Origin of the sequence: Caloramator australicus RC3, assembly GCF_000297115.1 — a bacterium.
GTDB lineage: Bacteria > Bacillota > Clostridia > Clostridiales > Caloramatoraceae > Caloramator > Caloramator australicus.
Genome location: NZ_CAKP01000046.1, coordinates 1 through 16,785, shown reverse-complemented (window position 1 = coordinate 16,785; position 16,785 = coordinate 1). Strand labels below are relative to the sequence as shown.

The 16,785-nt window shown below is 30.2% G+C and carries 17 protein-coding genes; 2 read left to right on the top strand and 15 right to left on the bottom strand.

Annotation, left to right across the window (positions count from 1 at the left end):
* Positions 1 to 15: 15 nt before the first annotated feature.
* From CAAU_RS04715 to CAAU_RS04655, 13 genes are all read right to left on the bottom strand, one after another.
* Positions 16 to 1,272 (bottom strand): YheC/YheD family protein, encoded by a 1,257-nt coding sequence (locus CAAU_RS04715; protein WP_008908287.1) that lies wholly within the window; start codon positions 1,270 to 1,272, stop codon positions 16 to 18.
* On the bottom strand, positions 1,273 to 2,562 hold the full coding sequence (locus CAAU_RS04710; RefSeq protein WP_008908286.1) for a YheC/YheD family endospore coat-associated protein: 1,290 nt from the start codon (positions 2,560 to 2,562) through the stop codon (positions 1,273 to 1,275).
* Positions 2,563 to 3,882, bottom strand: a complete 1,320-nt coding sequence (locus CAAU_RS04705; protein WP_008908285.1) for a YheC/YheD family endospore coat-associated protein — start codon at positions 3,880 to 3,882, stop codon at positions 2,563 to 2,565. It abuts the gene before it with no gap.
* Between the two features lie 13 nt (positions 3,883 to 3,895).
* The gene (locus CAAU_RS04700; RefSeq protein WP_008908284.1) at positions 3,896 to 4,804 is read right to left on the bottom strand and encodes a hypothetical protein; all 909 of its coding nucleotides are present in this window, start codon (positions 4,802 to 4,804) and stop codon (positions 3,896 to 3,898) included.
* 77 nt (positions 4,805 to 4,881) lie between these two features.
* On the bottom strand, positions 4,882 to 5,985 hold the full coding sequence (locus CAAU_RS04695) for a glycosyltransferase family protein (RefSeq protein WP_008908283.1): 1,104 nt from the start codon (positions 5,983 to 5,985) through the stop codon (positions 4,882 to 4,884).
* A 95-nt stretch (positions 5,986 to 6,080) separates the two neighbouring features.
* On the bottom strand, positions 6,081 to 8,417 hold the full coding sequence (locus tag CAAU_RS04690; protein ID WP_008908282.1) for a glycoside hydrolase family 31 protein: 2,337 nt from the start codon (positions 8,415 to 8,417) through the stop codon (positions 6,081 to 6,083).
* A gap of 143 nt (positions 8,418 to 8,560) precedes the next feature.
* Positions 8,561 to 9,193 (bottom strand): DUF975 family protein, encoded by a 633-nt coding sequence (locus CAAU_RS04685; RefSeq protein WP_008908281.1) that lies wholly within the window; start codon positions 9,191 to 9,193, stop codon positions 8,561 to 8,563.
* Positions 9,194 to 9,354: 161 nt separating this feature from the next.
* A complete protein-coding gene (locus tag CAAU_RS04680; protein WP_008908280.1) occupies positions 9,355 to 9,525 on the bottom strand; it encodes a DUF362 domain-containing protein in 171 nt (56 codons plus the stop codon).
* Between the two features lie 66 nt (positions 9,526 to 9,591).
* A complete protein-coding gene (locus CAAU_RS04675) occupies positions 9,592 to 10,494 on the bottom strand; it encodes a PSP1 domain-containing protein (protein ID WP_008908279.1) in 903 nt (300 codons plus the stop codon).
* A gap of 1 nt (position 10,495) precedes the next feature.
* On the bottom strand, positions 10,496 to 11,458 hold the full coding sequence (locus CAAU_RS04670) for a DNA polymerase III subunit (protein WP_008908278.1): 963 nt from the start codon (positions 11,456 to 11,458) through the stop codon (positions 10,496 to 10,498).
* Between the two features lie 12 nt (positions 11,459 to 11,470).
* Positions 11,471 to 11,800, bottom strand: a complete 330-nt coding sequence (locus tag CAAU_RS04665) for a cyclic-di-AMP receptor (RefSeq protein ID WP_008908277.1) — start codon at positions 11,798 to 11,800, stop codon at positions 11,471 to 11,473.
* 12 nt (positions 11,801 to 11,812) lie between these two features.
* On the bottom strand, positions 11,813 to 12,484 hold the full coding sequence (locus tag CAAU_RS04660; protein ID WP_008908276.1) for a dTMP kinase: 672 nt from the start codon (positions 12,482 to 12,484) through the stop codon (positions 11,813 to 11,815).
* A 3-nt stretch (positions 12,485 to 12,487) separates the two neighbouring features.
* On the bottom strand, positions 12,488 to 13,915 hold the full coding sequence (locus tag CAAU_RS04655; RefSeq protein ID WP_008908275.1) for an aminotransferase class I/II-fold pyridoxal phosphate-dependent enzyme: 1,428 nt from the start codon (positions 13,913 to 13,915) through the stop codon (positions 12,488 to 12,490).
* Between the two features lie 109 nt (positions 13,916 to 14,024).
* On the opposite strand from CAAU_RS04655, the gene CAAU_RS04650 reads away from it, so the two are divergent.
* Positions 14,025 to 15,152 carry a zinc-binding metallopeptidase family protein gene (locus tag CAAU_RS04650; RefSeq protein ID WP_008908274.1) on the top strand — a complete coding sequence of 376 codons (1,128 nt, stop codon included), beginning with the start codon at positions 14,025 to 14,027 and terminating at the stop codon, positions 15,150 to 15,152.
* Here the strand turns inward: CAAU_RS04650 and CAAU_RS04645 are convergent.
* Both CAAU_RS04645 and CAAU_RS15375 read right to left on the bottom strand, forming a co-directional pair.
* Positions 15,116 to 15,877 carry an iron-containing alcohol dehydrogenase gene (locus CAAU_RS04645; RefSeq protein WP_278244333.1) on the bottom strand — a complete coding sequence of 254 codons (762 nt, stop codon included), beginning with the start codon at positions 15,875 to 15,877 and terminating at the stop codon, positions 15,116 to 15,118. The genes CAAU_RS04650 and CAAU_RS04645 overlap by 37 nt on opposite strands.
* Positions 15,843 to 16,271 (bottom strand): iron-containing alcohol dehydrogenase, encoded by a 429-nt coding sequence (locus CAAU_RS15375; RefSeq protein ID WP_008908272.1) that lies wholly within the window; start codon positions 16,269 to 16,271, stop codon positions 15,843 to 15,845. The genes CAAU_RS04645 and CAAU_RS15375 overlap by 35 nt, the downstream gene beginning before the upstream one ends.
* Positions 16,272 to 16,452: 181 nt before the next feature.
* Here CAAU_RS15375 and CAAU_RS04640 point away from each other — a divergent pair, with 181 nt between their 5' ends.
* Positions 16,453 to 16,776, top strand: coding sequence for a UPF0236 family transposase-like protein (locus CAAU_RS04640; protein ID WP_008908271.1), 324 nt, complete (start codon positions 16,453 to 16,455; stop codon positions 16,774 to 16,776).
* The last annotated feature ends 9 nt before the right edge of the window (positions 16,777 to 16,785 follow it).

The following is a 16,785-nucleotide window of genomic DNA, read 5'->3' as shown; positions in this document are numbered from 1 at the left end:
TAAAATTAATTTTTATTAAAATAATTCAAACCCGCTTTTTTTAACTCCAAATTTAATTAGGTTACCTTTTATTTGGTAATAACCTATTTTATCATTTAAAGATAAAACCATTCTATGATCATGCCTTTTATTTGCCTCGATTATCCATATATTATAATCCTCATCTACTATAACGTCTATCCCTACATCGCAAAAATTTCCGATAGTATCCATAAGATTGCATACCTTTTTGCACTCCTCTTCTATAGCCTTTTTTATTCTAAATACTTTATCATACCCTAACCCCAATTTATCAGCAAAAAATTCTTCAAATTTTAATGTATATCCGAACCTTTGATAGTTTGAACAAATTCCGTCTCTTTTCCCAAGGCAAACTATCATATACGTTAACTTCCATTTTAAAGTATCATCCTTCTGCATTACAACTCTTATATCTGAACACCTATTTTCGTCCTTAATAGGTTTCACAGCTCTTTGAATAAGGTAATTTTTGAAATTTAATGTTTTCATCAAATCATCTAAACTTTTATATGCAGAATATGATTTATCAAATTTACCCTTTAACATATATTCTTCCTGCGATTTTATTATTTTATATATATCAATCCCCATACTTCCGTTTTGCTTTTTTAAAAATACTTCTTTATACTGATTTAACATAAATTGTAAATTTTCTTTGTTATACATTTTTGTCTCAGGCGTATTTACTTTATCTTTAATTAAGTTATAGAATTCCCATTTATCAAAGTAATATGAATTATAAAGTAAAGTATTATTTAATAAATATTTCCTTTGATTTTCATTTAATCCTATTCTCCTAAATACAAAGTAGGGCAGAGGCAAAGTATCATAAATAAAATTATTATCACTAAAGGGATTAAAATAAAATCCCGTAACAGTCCCCTTTTTAAAATCTATTCCATCTAGAGCAAATAAAAAAACTACTCCATGAAATCTACTATAAAGTAAAAAATATGAAATATAATCATCTAGATTATCCTTCAACGTTTCTGTCCTTTTGTCTACTAAAATTCCTATCAATGGACCTATTTTTATAGAGTCTCCAATAATAATTTGATATAATAATTTTTCTTTAATTAAAAGTTCCTCCTTCAAAGATTTAGGAAAAATTATTTTATTTTTTAATTTTTCATCCCATCTTAATTTTACTTTAACATTTTTACTGCCGAAATATATATTTTTTTCAATAGAGTCAATTTTAAAGGGTAATAAAGCATATCTATCCTCGTTGAATTCTATTCTATAAATCATCTAACCATCCCCAAAACCTGACAGATAATTCAAATAATCCACTATATTAGCCTTTGTATCATAATATAAAAGAGTATTTTGTGCATCTAAAGCAATGGTTGCATCCGGATCCCGCGAATTTATTTCTATTAAAAAAACATTATGATATTTATCAACGCCAATATCTATCCCTAAATAACCCATATTATATCCCAAATTATCCAAGCAATCACATATCCTCCTGCAAAAAATGTCTATCTTTTCCTTGAGTAAAAAAGTATAAACATCCAAAAATCCCATGTTATTTATAAAAAAGTCCTCAAACATATAAGCTTCTCCACCGCTTGAAACATTTGTTACAACGCTGCCTTGTGGAGCCAACCTTACTACAATTCCATTTAAAATCCAAGTATTACTTCTATCCTTTGTCATTATACATCTTAAATCTAAACTCCTACCTTCATATTCAATTAAATCTATACCCTGTTGAAGAATAAAATTTCCACTTTTAATATATTCATCGATTACATCTGCTTGATGAATATTTATTATTGCAGTTTTATTTAACCCTTCTTCTCTAAATCTTAATTTAATATATCCTTCTTCCTTTGAAATTTTATATACCTTCCTTCCCTGAAGGCCTAAAATAGGTTTTGCATAAATTATTTTAAATTTATCTATCATTTCAAATAAATCACTAGGATTTTTATAAAGAATTGTATATGGGATGTGTGCTTTTAGATCTTCAAATTGCGATAATAACTTATATACCTCATATTTATTTAAAAAATGACTATTAAAATAACTTTTCCCTATAATGTATTGTAGCATGTTTTTTTCAAACAAACTTAAACCAATCCTTCTATAAACAGATAAAGGGAATGGAAGTTCTGCCTCCTCAAATTTACTTTTTTCTGGATTAAAATAATATCCCCTAACGGAAGAATCCTTTATTTTATCTAAGGAAAAGACTATTAATAAACCCTTGGTGTAGTTTATTGCAAATCTTTCCATCCTACTTAAAAATTTTAAAGTTAATGCGGAAAAATTCCTTTTGGCAAGTATTCCTACAACCGGTCCTAAAATAATCATTTCACTGTTTATTATCTTAAAATCATAATCAACTTCCTTTATCTTTAATAAATCTGCTAAATCTTGACTTATAGCTAATTCTTCTTTTGTGCTTTTTATAATAGCTCTTGATGTTAACTTGCCATGGCAAATTTTAATTTCTTTATTTAAATTGTATTTTTCTTGAATTTCTTCAGGAAGATAAATGCAGCCCTTATCTTGAATAATTTTAAGTTTCATCTAATCACCTTCAAATTCGGTTAATGATTTTGCATAAAGAAGTGGATTATATCTAATATTTAAATATGTCAAATAATCCATCTGCTTAAATCCTTTAAAGCTTGGGAAAACATTAACCTCTATAACCCAAAAATTATCTTCTTCATCTAAAGCAATATCTATCCCAAATTCCCCAAAAATTTCACCCATAGTATCTAAATAACTACATAAATTTTTGCAAAAATCGATTAAGCTTCTCTTTTCCTCCTCCGCTCTATCGTTAAATAAGCTTTTGTAAACGCTATCTATACTATGGGCAGTAGCTCCTTTTGAGATATTTGTTACCATGGTATTTATCTTGGCTACCCTGCATTCAATCCCGGAACAGTCCCATGCTTTGTTCTCACCCTTTTGCATTACAATTCTAATATCAAAAAAACAGTCTTTATATTTTTTAAGCTTAATATATTGTTGAACTAAATATTTATCGCTCAACAATTTGTTTTCCTTTAAAAAGTTCATAAAAACATTTTTTTCTATTTTAAGTATGGTATCTTCCTTTTTTCTATAATCATATATTTTTACTTTATCTCCTTCCCTTTCAGCTATTAATATACCTCTTCCTCTTGAAAGATCTATAGGTTTAAAAATTACCTTTTCAAATCCCTCCAACATAAAAATTACATTTTCTTCATTAGATATTTTTGTTAAAGGCAAATGTCTTTTAAAATAATCGCCCTTTCTCAAAAACTCGTAAAGTTCATATTTATTAAATCTATGGGAATTAAACACCCTATCATTAAGTTCTAATCTCAATCTTTTAATAATTAAATTACTTGAATGAAAATTTCTTCTATATACGACATCAGGAAATGGGAAAACACCATATTCCCATTTTAAATTATTAATGTTGTAATAAAGTCCATAAATTTTTCTATTTTCCCAATCGACAGTGTTAGGTGAAAAGGCATATATTAATCCTCCAACCTTATCATATATCCCAAATCTGTCTGAATATTTTTCCATATGAATAGGACTATATAAATTATTGTGGCTGCCAAGCAAAAATCCTATAACAGGCCCTATTATTATCGAATTTTCTTTAACTATTAATCTATATTTTAACGTTTCTTTAATTAATAATTTTTCCTTTAAGGAGGAACTTATTTTTATCTTTATAGGATTTTCGTAGGTAGAATTTAAGTTCTTCCCCATTATTCCTATAGCCTTAGCAGTCTCTCTATTCTTACCAAAATGGACTTGCATATAATTTTTTAGATTATCAAAGGGTAGATAAATTACCGACCTTCCATCATTAACAGTTTCAAAAACAACCCACATAATAAGCTCCCCTTTATTCTAATGCAAAGCTTAATTCAATAATATTTTTATATATTTCATTTTTTATCTCCTCATTAAATAAGCTTATATCTGCTCCGCCCATTCTTAAAAAATATGGATTTTCGCCTAAATCAAATATAAAATCGAAATAAATCAAAAATAAATTTGGTAAAAATTTCTTAATATAGTCAAACATCTTGATGCTTAATGCCTCAACTAATTGTGTAATATTTGATGATAAGTTATATTTTTCAAACAAGGGTATCTCATAAATTATTAGGCTTTGTTTTTTACCTGATTGAAGGTATATTCTAATAATAAAAGGCTGATTATTCTTAATCAATTTAGGTGAATCTATAACTAAAAATCTTTTCTTTTTAAGAACCCTATTTATACTATTTTTAAAACCTAATTTTGACACTCTTTCAATATTGTTTTCTTTATAAATCTCATAATATTCTCCAGATTTTTCAATATAAATAAAATTCTTTGTTCCTTTAATAGGAATAATTATATTATTTTTTATAGAACTGGCCTCTAATAAGATAGTATTCTTATCGATGAGCCTATAACTCATAAGATACGATTTAAAAACTTCATTTGAATTTAATATTTCATAAATCATATATTGATTAACATTATTGCTAGAATTGAACATTTTAATTTTTTCATCTTCAACTAAATTTCTTAGCTTTTTAATATTTAATCTATTATACTGGATTGAAAAATTAAAGATTATATCGGGTATTTTGAAATAGTCATATATTATAATATCTTTTTTAATTAATATTCCTTTTACATTGTTTTTTTCATAGTCTAAATCTTGTATATTAAAAGTCAAAACTTCCTCATTCTTAACATTTTTTTCAACAAAATCTTTAAAAAAGTCCATATCTGAATTATTACACAAAATTCCAATCAACTTTAATCCTCCATAAACTTCCTTCTTAAATTAGCTTATGTAGGATATAATAACTTTGTGATTATTCAAAATTAATATTATCTATCGCAGATATCTTTTATTATGTTCTTTATAGGTATTTCAATTAAAATATTTACCTTGTAACCCTTATTCTTTATTTTTAAGTCTCCCGAAATTAAATTTAATCTGTTTTTAATTGATTGCAAAACATAATAGCTAAGGCTATTTTTATTGTTTATAAAATCCTCAAAATTACCTATCCAATCAAACTTCAACATAAGAAGATAAATTTTCCCATATCTTTCATAAACATCAAGATATATAGAATAATTAAAATGAAACACCGTATAAAGAAGCTCTTGAACAATTTGCAATATTAAATTATTTATAGTTTCATTGAAATACCTCACTTTCCCAATTATTTTGAAATTAATTAGAACCCTATTTTTTTCACTATATTCCTTGAATATCTTTGCTAAGTTCTCATCTAATTCCCCATCATTATTTATGGTAATCCCCATAAGCTTTATTAAAAGATCTATCTCATAGATTACTTTATCGATATAAGATATTTCTTCATCCCTTTCACCATATTTTGAATTCACCTTTAAACTTTCTTTTATATTTATTAAAGCCATTTGAATATACTCCTTTAAAATCAAATTATTTTTTTGCCTTTCAAGCATATCATGTTCAAGCAAAAATATCCCATTGATCCTTGAATCCAACTTCATTTTTGCTTTATTTTTAAACTCGTTAATGGGTTTAAAAATATCCGGAACATAAACATGGGGATTTTCTTTATCGATGCCGATAAGATTAAGGAGTAATACCGAATCGCTCTTTAGACTATTTCTTATTATGCTATAATAATCATTATACATGCTTGCCCTTTTAATATCCTTTACTATTATCCTTTTATCCTTTTTCGCATGCTCCCTTGCTACTACTAAAGTATTGTCTATAGAACCGATGTCAAAAATGTATATCTCATCAAAAAAACTAATATCATAATTTAAAATCGTATCTAACAACTTCTCATTATTTTTAGTTAAAATAGCTAAAGTTAGCTTAGGTTTCACCTTTGAAACTTTAAAATTATATTTTTTATAAAAAAACAGCCTTAAAAAAATCACAATTCCCAAAAGTATTAAAAGAGCATAAACATAAATATAATTCATATAGACCTCCAAAAGGATTTGTTTTCTCATAAATAATTATTCTTATGCACCTCTTTGTATGCCTTAAAAATAAAGGGAACGCCAAAGCGTTCCCTTTATTTTATAATGATATTTTTATTCAGACCTGCATTTATCTTAATGCATAATGCTTCTCCGAATTTGTCCCTTGTCTTAAAATACCCTTCTCCTTCAAAGCTTAAAAGCTCTTCTAAATTATTTAATTTAGTAATGCTTATATCATTTACTTTAACTTCATTTAAATTATTCCTGTGTAGTCTAATCAAATAATATTTTAAATGTGGCTCAAAACTTCCTTCTTTTTCTGATATATTTACTTCAACATAGTCTTTAGCATCTATGGCACCTATCCTTTGTTTAAAATATTCTCCCTTCTCATAGTTATATGTTTCTCCGTCATCATCGTAATAGTCAAAAAAGCTCCACTTATAATCCGGGAATATATCTAAATAAATATTCTCTATCTTCTTTTCCTCAACATAATTTGCTACATCCTGCGTTGGAATTATAGCACCTTTTTTTATAAAAAGAGGAATATCTTCAAGGGTATCTAAATTTACTTTATATTTAATATTTTGTCCACCTTTATATACTGTTCCTTTAAAATAATCTATCCATTCCCCCTCAGGAAGATATATTTCCTTTTCTGTTTGCCCCTCCTCAACAACAGGAGACACTAAAAGATATTCCCCAAACATCCACGCATCCACATAGTTTATTACATTTTTATCCTTAGGATAATCAAATACCAAAGGTCTTACAAGGGGGAAACCTTCATCATACAGTTTTCTTTCATAGGAATATATATACGGAATTAATTTATACCTTAATCTTATAGCTTCTCTACATAAATCCTCTGCCTTTTTGCCGAATACCCATGGCTGTCTTTGCTGATTTAAATCACCGTGCACCCTAAATATAGGTGTAAAGGCACTAAACTGAACCCATCTTATATATGTCTCCTCTGAAGGCTCCCCTCTAAATCCTCCAGTATCCATTCCCCACTTTACAGCTCCAATGTTCACTGAACTTAAAAGCCTTTCCCTTTGAGCTGCCATAGTATAAGAAGATGCATCTATATCCCCTGACCAAATTCCGTAGGAATATCTTTGGGAACCTAAAAAGAAGTTTCTATTCAAAGACCATACCCTTTTGTTAGTGTAATCCCTTTGTCCTTCATATAAAGCCCTTTGCATATTTAAAAACTGGGTATTGTTAACCTCATCCGCCTCGTCATTCCAATAGCCTATTATTCCTGAATCAAAGGCCTCCTTTGTATTTTCAAAAAACCATTTTCTAACTTCCTCTTTAGAAAAGTCAAGGTCATTAACTAACTTCTTTGAAAAATAATCCTCATAGGGCTTCTTATCAACAAAATATCCCTTTTCTAAAGCAAATTTACCTGATTTTGTATCAATATGAATCCTTGGTTTAAAGATACCTGCAAGTTTAATTCCTTTTTTTCTTAAAATTTCCGCTAACCTTCCACTTTGACCGTTTGGAAACTTTTTTTGATTCCATCGAAATTCCCCTAATTCTTCTCCCCACGCCTTCCAATCAAAATCAAGGACAAATGCATCTATAGGAATTTCCTTTTTTCTGTATGTATCTATAGTCTCTATAAGCTCCCTTTCATCTATTCCCCACTCAGTATTCATAAATCCTATAGACCATTTAGGAAATAAAGGATATCTTCCGCTTATTTTAAACAAAGCCCTAAATATATCCTTAGGCTCCCCAAGGAAAACAAAATATTCAAAATCCCTTTTAGAATTACCTAAAAACTCAACATATTCATCATTTATATCAAACCATGCCCCTTCTGAATCAGAATCAACTAAAATACCATAACCAGACGTTGACCATACAAAGGGCCCACCTGCATGTCCTTGTTTTCCTGCAATTGCATTTCCCCCACTGTTTCTTAATATCAGTTTAAAACTTGATTTTTGATCTACATTAAAACTATCTATTCCATAAAAGTTATCCCCTGCATTGTGGATAAATTTCACCTTATCTTTATATGTATTTTTTTCATCTTCCTTTAATATCAATTTATTCTCATCATCAAATATGCTAATCATTCCTGTATCCTCATTTATTTTTATCCTATAACCATCCAATTCTATATCCCCTGAATTAAATTCAAAATCTTTCTTTGTAACCTGTGTCTGAAAACCCTGAATTACCAATGTATCCTGGCTTTCTTCACCTTTAGGAAGATAATTAACTCTTATGATATTATAATCATAAAGTTCTATTATTTTAATATCCTCTCCCTTTTTAATAACTATCCGATTCCCTTCCTTAAATACTTTTATTGAACTTTTAGATCCCAACCTACTCCTTAGAAAAATAAAGGCTAATAAAATAATAAAAAAAACTAATAAAAATGCTGTCATCTCTTTTTTCATCATAATCCCCCTTATGCAAACGATTACTCATACATTATAGCATATTTAAAGCTAATAAAAAAGCATACTTTTCCTTATAAAAAAGATTTAAGGGTAGATACTTTTGTACCTACCCATCATTCTACATCTGTAGGCATATTTTCTTATTCTTGAGGTATATTATTTTCCTTTTGATCTGCATAAACTTCCTTTAAATTTTGATAAAAATTTGCAAAGGATGCATTCATATATGGTTGTAACCATAAAAATCCGATACCAAGTGTGAGAACACATAAAAGAACCCAGCCTATGAAACTAAGATTTAGGCAGAATAACTTCCATCTAAAGCCACGCATCATTTCTTTACTTTTCCTTATGGCCTCCATTGCACCGATTTCAGGATTATCACTTATTATATAAAAAGCCATAGAATAATTGAAACCAGCGATAATTCCTGGAATTATAAAAAGCAATGTCCATAAAAAAATTAATATAGCAATAAGAAGTTGAGTTAAAAATGCCGTTTTAAAATTTTTAAAGCCGTCGAATAAATTTTCAAGTTTAAGTGGTTCTCTTCTTGCTAATTTTAAAAAACTTATAGCAAGCCCAAGGGCAAGTGGTCCAGAAATTATAATACCTAAAAGCGGTCCAACATAAGGAATAAATCCAATAATGCTTCCTATAAGTCCTGCTATTACGCAAATTAATATTGCCACTCCCCAATTTCCCTTTAACTGCTCTCTTGCTGCAGCTTTTAGTTCAGAATTGCTTTTAATTAATGCTTGGTTGACTACCATGAATAAATCCTCCTATTTAAAATTGTTAACTATTATTAACATAATAGCTATTTATAATTATATATATTATTTGCATCACACACAAATTTTTTGTAATTTTTTAGAAATCCTTTTTATGCCAACAAAAAAGCTGCTGAAGATCAGCAGCCTTTTCTTATGTATTATTCTTGAACTGGAGCTCCTACTGGACAAACATTAGCGCAGTTTCCACAATCTATGCAAGCTGATGCATCGATAACATAGATTGTATCTCCTTGGCTTATGCATGAAACAGGGCATTCAGCTGCACATGCTCCACAGTTTATGCAAGCATCTGTAATTTTGTATGCCATATTTTCACCCCCTATCACTTTTCAAATATATTTTATCACAAATAAAATAAATGTCAAATGTTCCAATTACTCTTCTAAAAGGTCGTTTAATCCCTCTTCTCCTATTTCTTCTATTTCCTGCTTCAATTCTTCCTCCGATATTTCTTTAAATTCATATTCTCCTTCAATAAGTTCCACATCATATATTGAATACGCCTTTATTTCAACCTCGTTTTCCTTATTAAGTTTAACCTTAACCCTTTCATGAACGATGCTGTTTTCTACAACTTCTCCTTCGCCATCAGGGGTCCTTACAATAGAACCAATGGTTGGAGTTTTTTTGCGAATTTCTTCGTAGGTTTCCTGTTCATAGTTTAAACAGCACATAAGCCTTCCACAAACGCCTGATATCTTAGATGGATTTAATGATAAATTCTGCTCCTTTGCCATTTTGATTGAAACAGGTTCAAATTCCCCTAAAAAATGGGCACAGCACATAGGTCTTCCACAGGGTCCAAGACCTCCAACCATCTTCGCCTGGTCCCTTACACCAATTTGCCTTAACTCAATTCTAGTTCTAAAAATAGCAGCAAGGTCCTTAACAAGCTCTCTAAAATCAACCCTTCCCTCTGCCACAAAGTAGAATATAACTTTATTGTTGTCAAAGGTATATTCTACATCAATCAGTTTCATAGGAAGACCATGCTCAGCTATTTTTTTAAGACATATATCAAAGGCGGTCTCTTCCTTTGCTTTATTTTCTAAATGTTTCATTTTATCCTCATCGGTTGCAACCCTCAACACCTTTTTTAAAGGAGCTACAATATCCTCCTCAGGAACTTCTCTTTTCCCGATAACTACCTCACCGTATTCAAGACCACGAGCTGTTTCAACAATAACATAATCCCCTATATTTATGTCTAAGTTGTCTGGATCAAAATAATATATTTTACCGGCCCTTTTAAATCTTACGCCTACTACTGTTACCATATTAAACCTCCTGTATATTCAAAAGCATTGCTTCGATTGTAAGTTGATAATTTGAATAATAGTTCAGTTTTTCTTTTGTTCTTTTGATTATATCAATTATCCCATTTATTTTATTATAAGAAAGTATTTTGCTTTCTTCAATTATTCTTTCAAAATAATCTTCATTTATCAGAACATCCTTATTGTAAGTAATCTTATACATCAAAACATCCCTAAACCATGTTATTAGCATATCCAGTATTTCATAAATATAATCCCTTTTATCATCAAAGAATCTTACTATTTCCGTCATCTCCAAACCCTCAATATTTGTAATTTTAGTAGCAATTTTTATTACATCGCTTCTTAAATTAGAATATTCCTCATTTAAATATTTTTCAGCTATTCCTACTATCCCATCGCTCAGCTTTGCTATAACCCTTGCCTTTTCACTGTTTACTCCCTTTTTAATCAAATATCTTTGTATTTCTTCACTATCTACTCTATTTAAACTAAAAATTTGGCACCTTGAAACTATAGTTTCCAAAACTGAATTTAAGTGATTAGCTGTAAGAATTATTATTGTATCCTCTACAGGTTCCTCTAAAGTCTTTAAAAATTTGTTTTGAGCTTGAATAGTAGTATTTTCAAAGTTTTCTATTATAACCACCTTTTTATCCCCTTCGTAGGGTTTTATCTGAATCCTTTCTATAATTTCTTCTATGTCTTCAACACCTATAGTTTTATCCTTTTTTGAAAGTATAATGACATCAGGATGATTGAAATGCTTAATCTTAATGCATGAAGGACATATTCCACAGGCATCGTTGGTTTTACATAATATTTTAGCTGCCATATAAAGAGCAAAATTTCTTTTTCCAATCCCCTCAGGTCCCTTTAAAATATTAGAATTTACAAGGGAACCGGATTTTAATATTTTATCAAAGACCTCCTTAAGTTTATTTTGTCCAACTACTTCAAACAAGCCAAATCACTCCTAAAACTTTTCAAATCTATCAACATCTAAAACAAATACAGTTGCCCCTCCTATTGTAACCTCCATAGGATTAGGAACAAAAACTCCAGCTGTTCCCATTACAGGTGATGGAGCAGAAATGATAGTTTTTCTAGTCTTACATACATTTTTAATTATATCTAGAACCTCCTCTACCCTTTCCTTTTCAACACCTATCATAAGGGTAGTATTTCCTGATTTTAAAAATCCCCCAGTCGTTGCAAGCTTTGTAACTTGAAACCCTTTTTCCGTTATATTATCAACAAGCTCATAAGCATCCTCGTCATGGACTATCGCTATAACAAGCTTCATAATAACACCCCTTTATAATATTTTTTTAACTTCTTTATAAATATCCTCATGTATATCCTCAATAGTCCTTAAGTTTCCGTCTCTATAGCATTGAATTTTCTTCCAGCCATATTTTTCAGCACAAAAAACAGCATTTTTATAGGATGTTAAAATATACTCTGAATTTTTTTCATGTATGTCCTTTTTAATGTCCCCCGACATCTTGCTCGGTCTATCTTTAATTAAACTTAAACTTATATCCGGAGGAACATCGAGGAAAATAACAAGATCCGGCTTAGGAAGATTAAATTTATTATATTCAAGGTCATAAAGCCAATCCAAAAAGTATTCCTTTTCTTTTAAGTCGTTTATCTTTGCTGCCTGATGCACCATATTGGATGTTACATATCTATCTGCTATTATAACTCCATCAGCTTTATAAAACTCCTCCCATTCCATCTTGTAGCTTGAAAATCTGTCGACAGCGTAGAAGCATGAAGCCGCATAGGGATTAACATCCTCAGGATTTTTGCCAAAATCTCCATTAAGATACATTTTAATTAAGGAACTTGATTCACTTTTATAGTTTGGAAACTCAACTTTTTTAACCCTTATTCCTTCCGCCCTTAGCCTTTCAAATAACCTTTGGGTTTGAGTTGCTTTGCCGCTTCCATCTGTTCCATCTATTATAATAAGTTTTCCCATTTACTACCCTCCGTTTACTACTAAAATATATTCTCCATTTACATCGTCTATTCCGTTTAAGGTTATTCCGCTTGATTTATACTCATCTATTAAATCTATTATATCTTGAGTTATAATTTCCCCCGGAACTAATATTGGAATGCCAGGAGGATATGGCACCACCATCTCTCCGCTTATTAGTCCCTTTGCCTCCTTAATCTTTACCCGTCTTTTAGGCATATAATAGGCATCCCTAAGGGATAGGACTTTTTGATAGTTAAGATTTTTGCTTGCAAAGTCAGTATTTTTGTGTCCTTGAAATTTATCTTTTATCTTTAACAATGCCTTCCTTAGACTATCATAAAATTCCTTTTTATCTCCGACGCTTCCAATAAGAACTATGTTGTAAAGATCCGACATTTCAACTTGAATATTGTGTTCTCTTCTTAAAATGCTTTCTAAAGTTTTCCCTCCTAAATTTGAATTTATCACTATCCTGGTTCTATCTATGTCATAAATATTTGCTTTTTCGATATAATTTTCATCTAAAATCTTAAAGCCATCAACATACCTTATATCCCTTTTTAAATCTTCTATATATCCAATAACCTCATCTAAAAGCCTTTCTCCTTCCCCCTCCATAATGCTTCTTGCAGCGTCTATAGAAGACATTAGTATATAGGAAGGACTCGTAGATTGAAAGATTTTTAGCATATATTTTATTCCTGTTGAATCAACTCCATGATTTACATTTAAAACAGCCGTTTGTGTTAAAGATGGCAATGTTTTGTGAAAGCTATTGACAGAAACATCAGCACCAAGTTCCATCGCACTCTTAGGGAGTTTAGAGTTAAAGGGGAAATGAGCACCGTGGGCCTCATCCACCAAAACAAGTATATTAAACCTATGGGCATATTCTATTAGCCTTTTTAAATCCAAACACGTTCCGTAATATGTAGGATAAGTAAGTACTATAGCCTTTGCATCCTTATTTTTTTCTATAACCTTAAAGGCTTCATCTAAGTTTATTGAAACCGGGATGTTAAAATCCTTCAATACCGAAGGATTTATATATTCAACTTCTAAATCACCCAAGAAAGCTGCTGAATAAACCGATCTGTGGCAATTTCTTTGAATTATAATTTTATCCTTAGGTTTTGTAAGGCCAAGAATCATGCTATAAATCCCTGAAGTGCTTCCATTTACAAGCATAAAGCTTTCCTTAGACTTAAGACATTTAGAAAGTTTCTCCTGAGCATCCTTTATAATTCCCTCTGGTGAGTGGAGATTATCAACTCCCTCAACTTCAGTAAGGTCCATATTAAAAATATTTTCCTGAATTATCTTTAGCTCTTTAAATTCATTAACATTATTTTTATGCCCCGGCATATGAAAGGGAATATTCTTCTGATTAATATATTCTAACAAACCATTAATAAGCGGCGTATCCATAGAAACCTCCTTAGTTCTATTATTTTCAATATATCATATTGCGTTAAACTTGTGAACATCTTAGGCATATATTTCTTATTAATGTAAATAATATTCCTGAGGTGAAATTATGTCAAATATCGAAAGGAATCTAATAAAGGGTTATATTGAAAGCTCAAAGGAGAAGCTTTATGCACTTTTAGATGATTTATATAACATTAATATCGATAAAGATCACGAAAAAAAAGCCTTTAATATTCTAACAACATTTTTAAAAGAAAATGGCTTTTTCATTAACAATAATATTCAGCAAATAGAAAACACATTTATTGCGGAAATAGGAAATGGCAGCAAGAAAATAGGCTTTTTTTGCGAGTTTGAAGTCCTTAAGGAAGGATATACAAATGGTCATAATATTCAATGCGTAATGAATATAGGCAGTGCATTAGGCTTAACAAGGGTCCTAGATAAAATCGATTCTAAAATAATCATCTATGGACTTCCTAAGGAAGAATCTTTACCCTTAAAAATTACTTTATCAAATAGACATATATTTGATGACTTGGATTTAATAATTTGTGCCCATCCAGGTGAAAAAACTTACGAAAGCGTAGGCTCAATGGCCATGAGCATAATGAAATTTGAGTTTGCTGGAAAAAGAGCAAGTTTTAATCTTAATCCTAATGAAGGAATATCATCTTTAAATCCTATAATTAAATTTTTAGACATCATTCAGGATCTTAAAAGCGAATTTAATTCCCATCTTGTAAATTACGTCATCAACTGCGACAATCAAGATATCTTCATAATACCTGAAAAATCAGAATGCACAATTGGAGTAAAGGCTACCGATATGATGGTTCTTGAAAAGATAAAGGATAAAATAATAGAAAGTGCTAAATTTATTTCTAAAGTATACTCCTGTGATTTTGATTATAAAGTTGAATCAGAGTATATGCCCTTTAAGAAAAATGTTGAACTTATAAAGCTTACCTCCCATAATCTTAAGGAATGCGGCATAATAAACATTCATGGTCCGTTGTCTTCAGCTTTAAGTTTAGACATAGGTCTTATAAGTCATAGGATTCCTACAGTTCATCCTTATATTGGAATATGTGAAAATGGTGAAAGGTATGGAACCATAGAATTTAAAGAAGCTACAATAAAAAACTATGCAAAGGACATGATGATAAAAGCATCATGTGCCCTTGCACTTACAGCCTATGACTGGATTTTCAAATCCTCTAATTTGCCATAATAAATAGACCTTAGGATTATTCTCATATCATCGAGGGTAACATTAACAGGGTTTACCCTTGTTGACCCCTTCATAGAGTTTTCTAATAATGATTCAAATTCATTTAAAAATTCTCCTTCATCAAGGCTAGCATCCTTTAACGATAAAGGGATGCCTATTTTTCTATTTAGTTTTATTATCTCTTCTATTATATCATTGCCTATCATGCTGCTTATGTTATTTAATCTTTCTTTTACCTTTTCATCCCTTGAATTAAACAAAAGCACATAAGGAAGGGCAATAGCGTTTAAAAGACCATGGGAAAGGTCGAACCTGCCACCTAACGCGTGGGAAATTCCATGGGCCATCCCAAGCCCCACATTTGAAAAGGCACATCCTGCCATAGAGCTGTATATGTGAACCTTCTCTCTAAACTCATAATTTTCATATTCATAGGATAAAGGCAAATATCTAATTAAGCCCTTTATCGCACCTTCAGCTAAAACTTCAGTAAATTCATCTATATTTTTATTTATATAGCATTCAATTGCATGGGTTAAGGCATCCATCCCAGTTTCCGCTACTATATTTTTGGGCATTGAAAGGGTTAAAGCAGCATCTAAAACAGCGACATCAGGTATAAAGGCATCACACTTTAACCCTATTTTTAAATTCATATCATCATAAGTTAACACCGATGCCCTTGTAACCTCAGTTCCCGTTCCTGATGTTGATGGGACTGCAATAAGTCTTATCTTTTTCTCTCATTTTAGGAAGGATCAAATTATCAGGATTCTTTATATCAAGTTCTGGATATTCATAAAATACCGCAGCAGCTTTAGCAACATCTATAGGAGAGCCTCCACCTATTCCTATTACTGTATCAGGTTGAAATTCCTTCATTTTTTCTATAGCATCCAATACTGTATTTATTGATGGGTTCTTTTTAACTTTGCAAAACAATTCATATTCAGCATCTACATCACTTAAAATATTCGTAAGTCTATCAATAGCGCCATTTTTAAACATCGAATTCCCACCCGTTACAATAAAGGCCCTTTTTATTTGCAGTTCTTTAATATATTCTAGTGAATCTTTCCCAATTATTATGCTGTTTCCATGTAGTTTAATTTCCTTCATAGCCCGCCTAAAAGGCTTCACCTCCTAATTTTATTTAGTCTTTATATGTATTATCCATTATTAAAATATTTCATAGTGTAAAATTATTGTAGGACGAAAAAGGACAAAAAATTTAAAAGAGACAACCCCTGTGGTAAAATAAAAAGTGGAAAAAACACAAATCAATAAGGGGGTGTCTCTTTTGAATAATATTATACAACATGATATTATACAACAACATTTAATAAATTTCACTACTAAATTAATAAAAAATGTAGAAGAAATGCTGTCAAAAGAATGGGATTTTACAAAACTTGTTGAGGTAGTTAAAGAATCGACTGATGAACTTGGAAGGAATATAATAAAAGACTTTTTAGAAGAATTAGATAAAGCGATTAAAGAAGATGATAAGAGAAAAAAGGAATGGATAGTTGAAAGAAAAGACAAGAAAAGTATTATTACGCTCCTAGGAGGAATAGAATATTCAAGAACATACTACAAATCAAAGAAAGAGCGGAGAATATAGATATTTACT

Coding starts and splice junctions, on each gene's coding strand:
- CAAU_RS04715 (WP_008908287.1), bottom strand. CDS start 1,272: ATGATTTATAGAATAGAATTCAACGAGGATAGATATGCTTTATTACCC.
- CAAU_RS04710 (WP_008908286.1), bottom strand. CDS start 2,562: ATGAAACTTAAAATTATTCAAGATAAGGGCTGCATTTATCTTCCTGAA.
- CAAU_RS04705 (WP_008908285.1), bottom strand. CDS start 3,882: ATGTGGGTTGTTTTTGAAACTGTTAATGATGGAAGGTCGGTAATTTAT.
- CAAU_RS04695 (WP_008908283.1), bottom strand. CDS start 5,985: ATGAATTATATTTATGTTTATGCTCTTTTAATACTTTTGGGAATTGTG.
- CAAU_RS04690 (WP_008908282.1), bottom strand. CDS start 8,417: ATGAAAAAAGAGATGACAGCATTTTTATTAGTTTTTTTTATTATTTTA.
- CAAU_RS04685 (WP_008908281.1), bottom strand. CDS start 9,193: ATGGTAGTCAACCAAGCATTAATTAAAAGCAATTCTGAACTAAAAGCT.
- CAAU_RS04680 (WP_008908280.1), bottom strand. CDS start 9,525: ATGGCATACAAAATTACAGATGCTTGCATAAACTGTGGAGCATGTGCA.
- CAAU_RS04675 (WP_008908279.1), bottom strand. CDS start 10,494: ATGGTAACAGTAGTAGGCGTAAGATTTAAAAGGGCCGGTAAAATATAT.
- CAAU_RS04665 (WP_008908277.1), bottom strand. CDS start 11,800: ATGAAGCTTGTTATAGCGATAGTCCATGACGAGGATGCTTATGAGCTT.
- CAAU_RS04660 (WP_008908276.1), bottom strand. CDS start 12,484: ATGGGAAAACTTATTATAATAGATGGAACAGATGGAAGCGGCAAAGCA.
- CAAU_RS04655 (WP_008908275.1), bottom strand. CDS start 13,915: ATGGATACGCCGCTTATTAATGGTTTGTTAGAATATATTAATCAGAAG.
- CAAU_RS04650 (WP_008908274.1), top strand. CDS start 14,025: ATGTCAAATATCGAAAGGAATCTAATAAAGGGTTATATTGAAAGCTCA.
- CAAU_RS15375 (WP_008908272.1), bottom strand. CDS start 16,271: ATGAAGGAAATTAAACTACATGGAAACAGCATAATAATTGGGAAAGAT.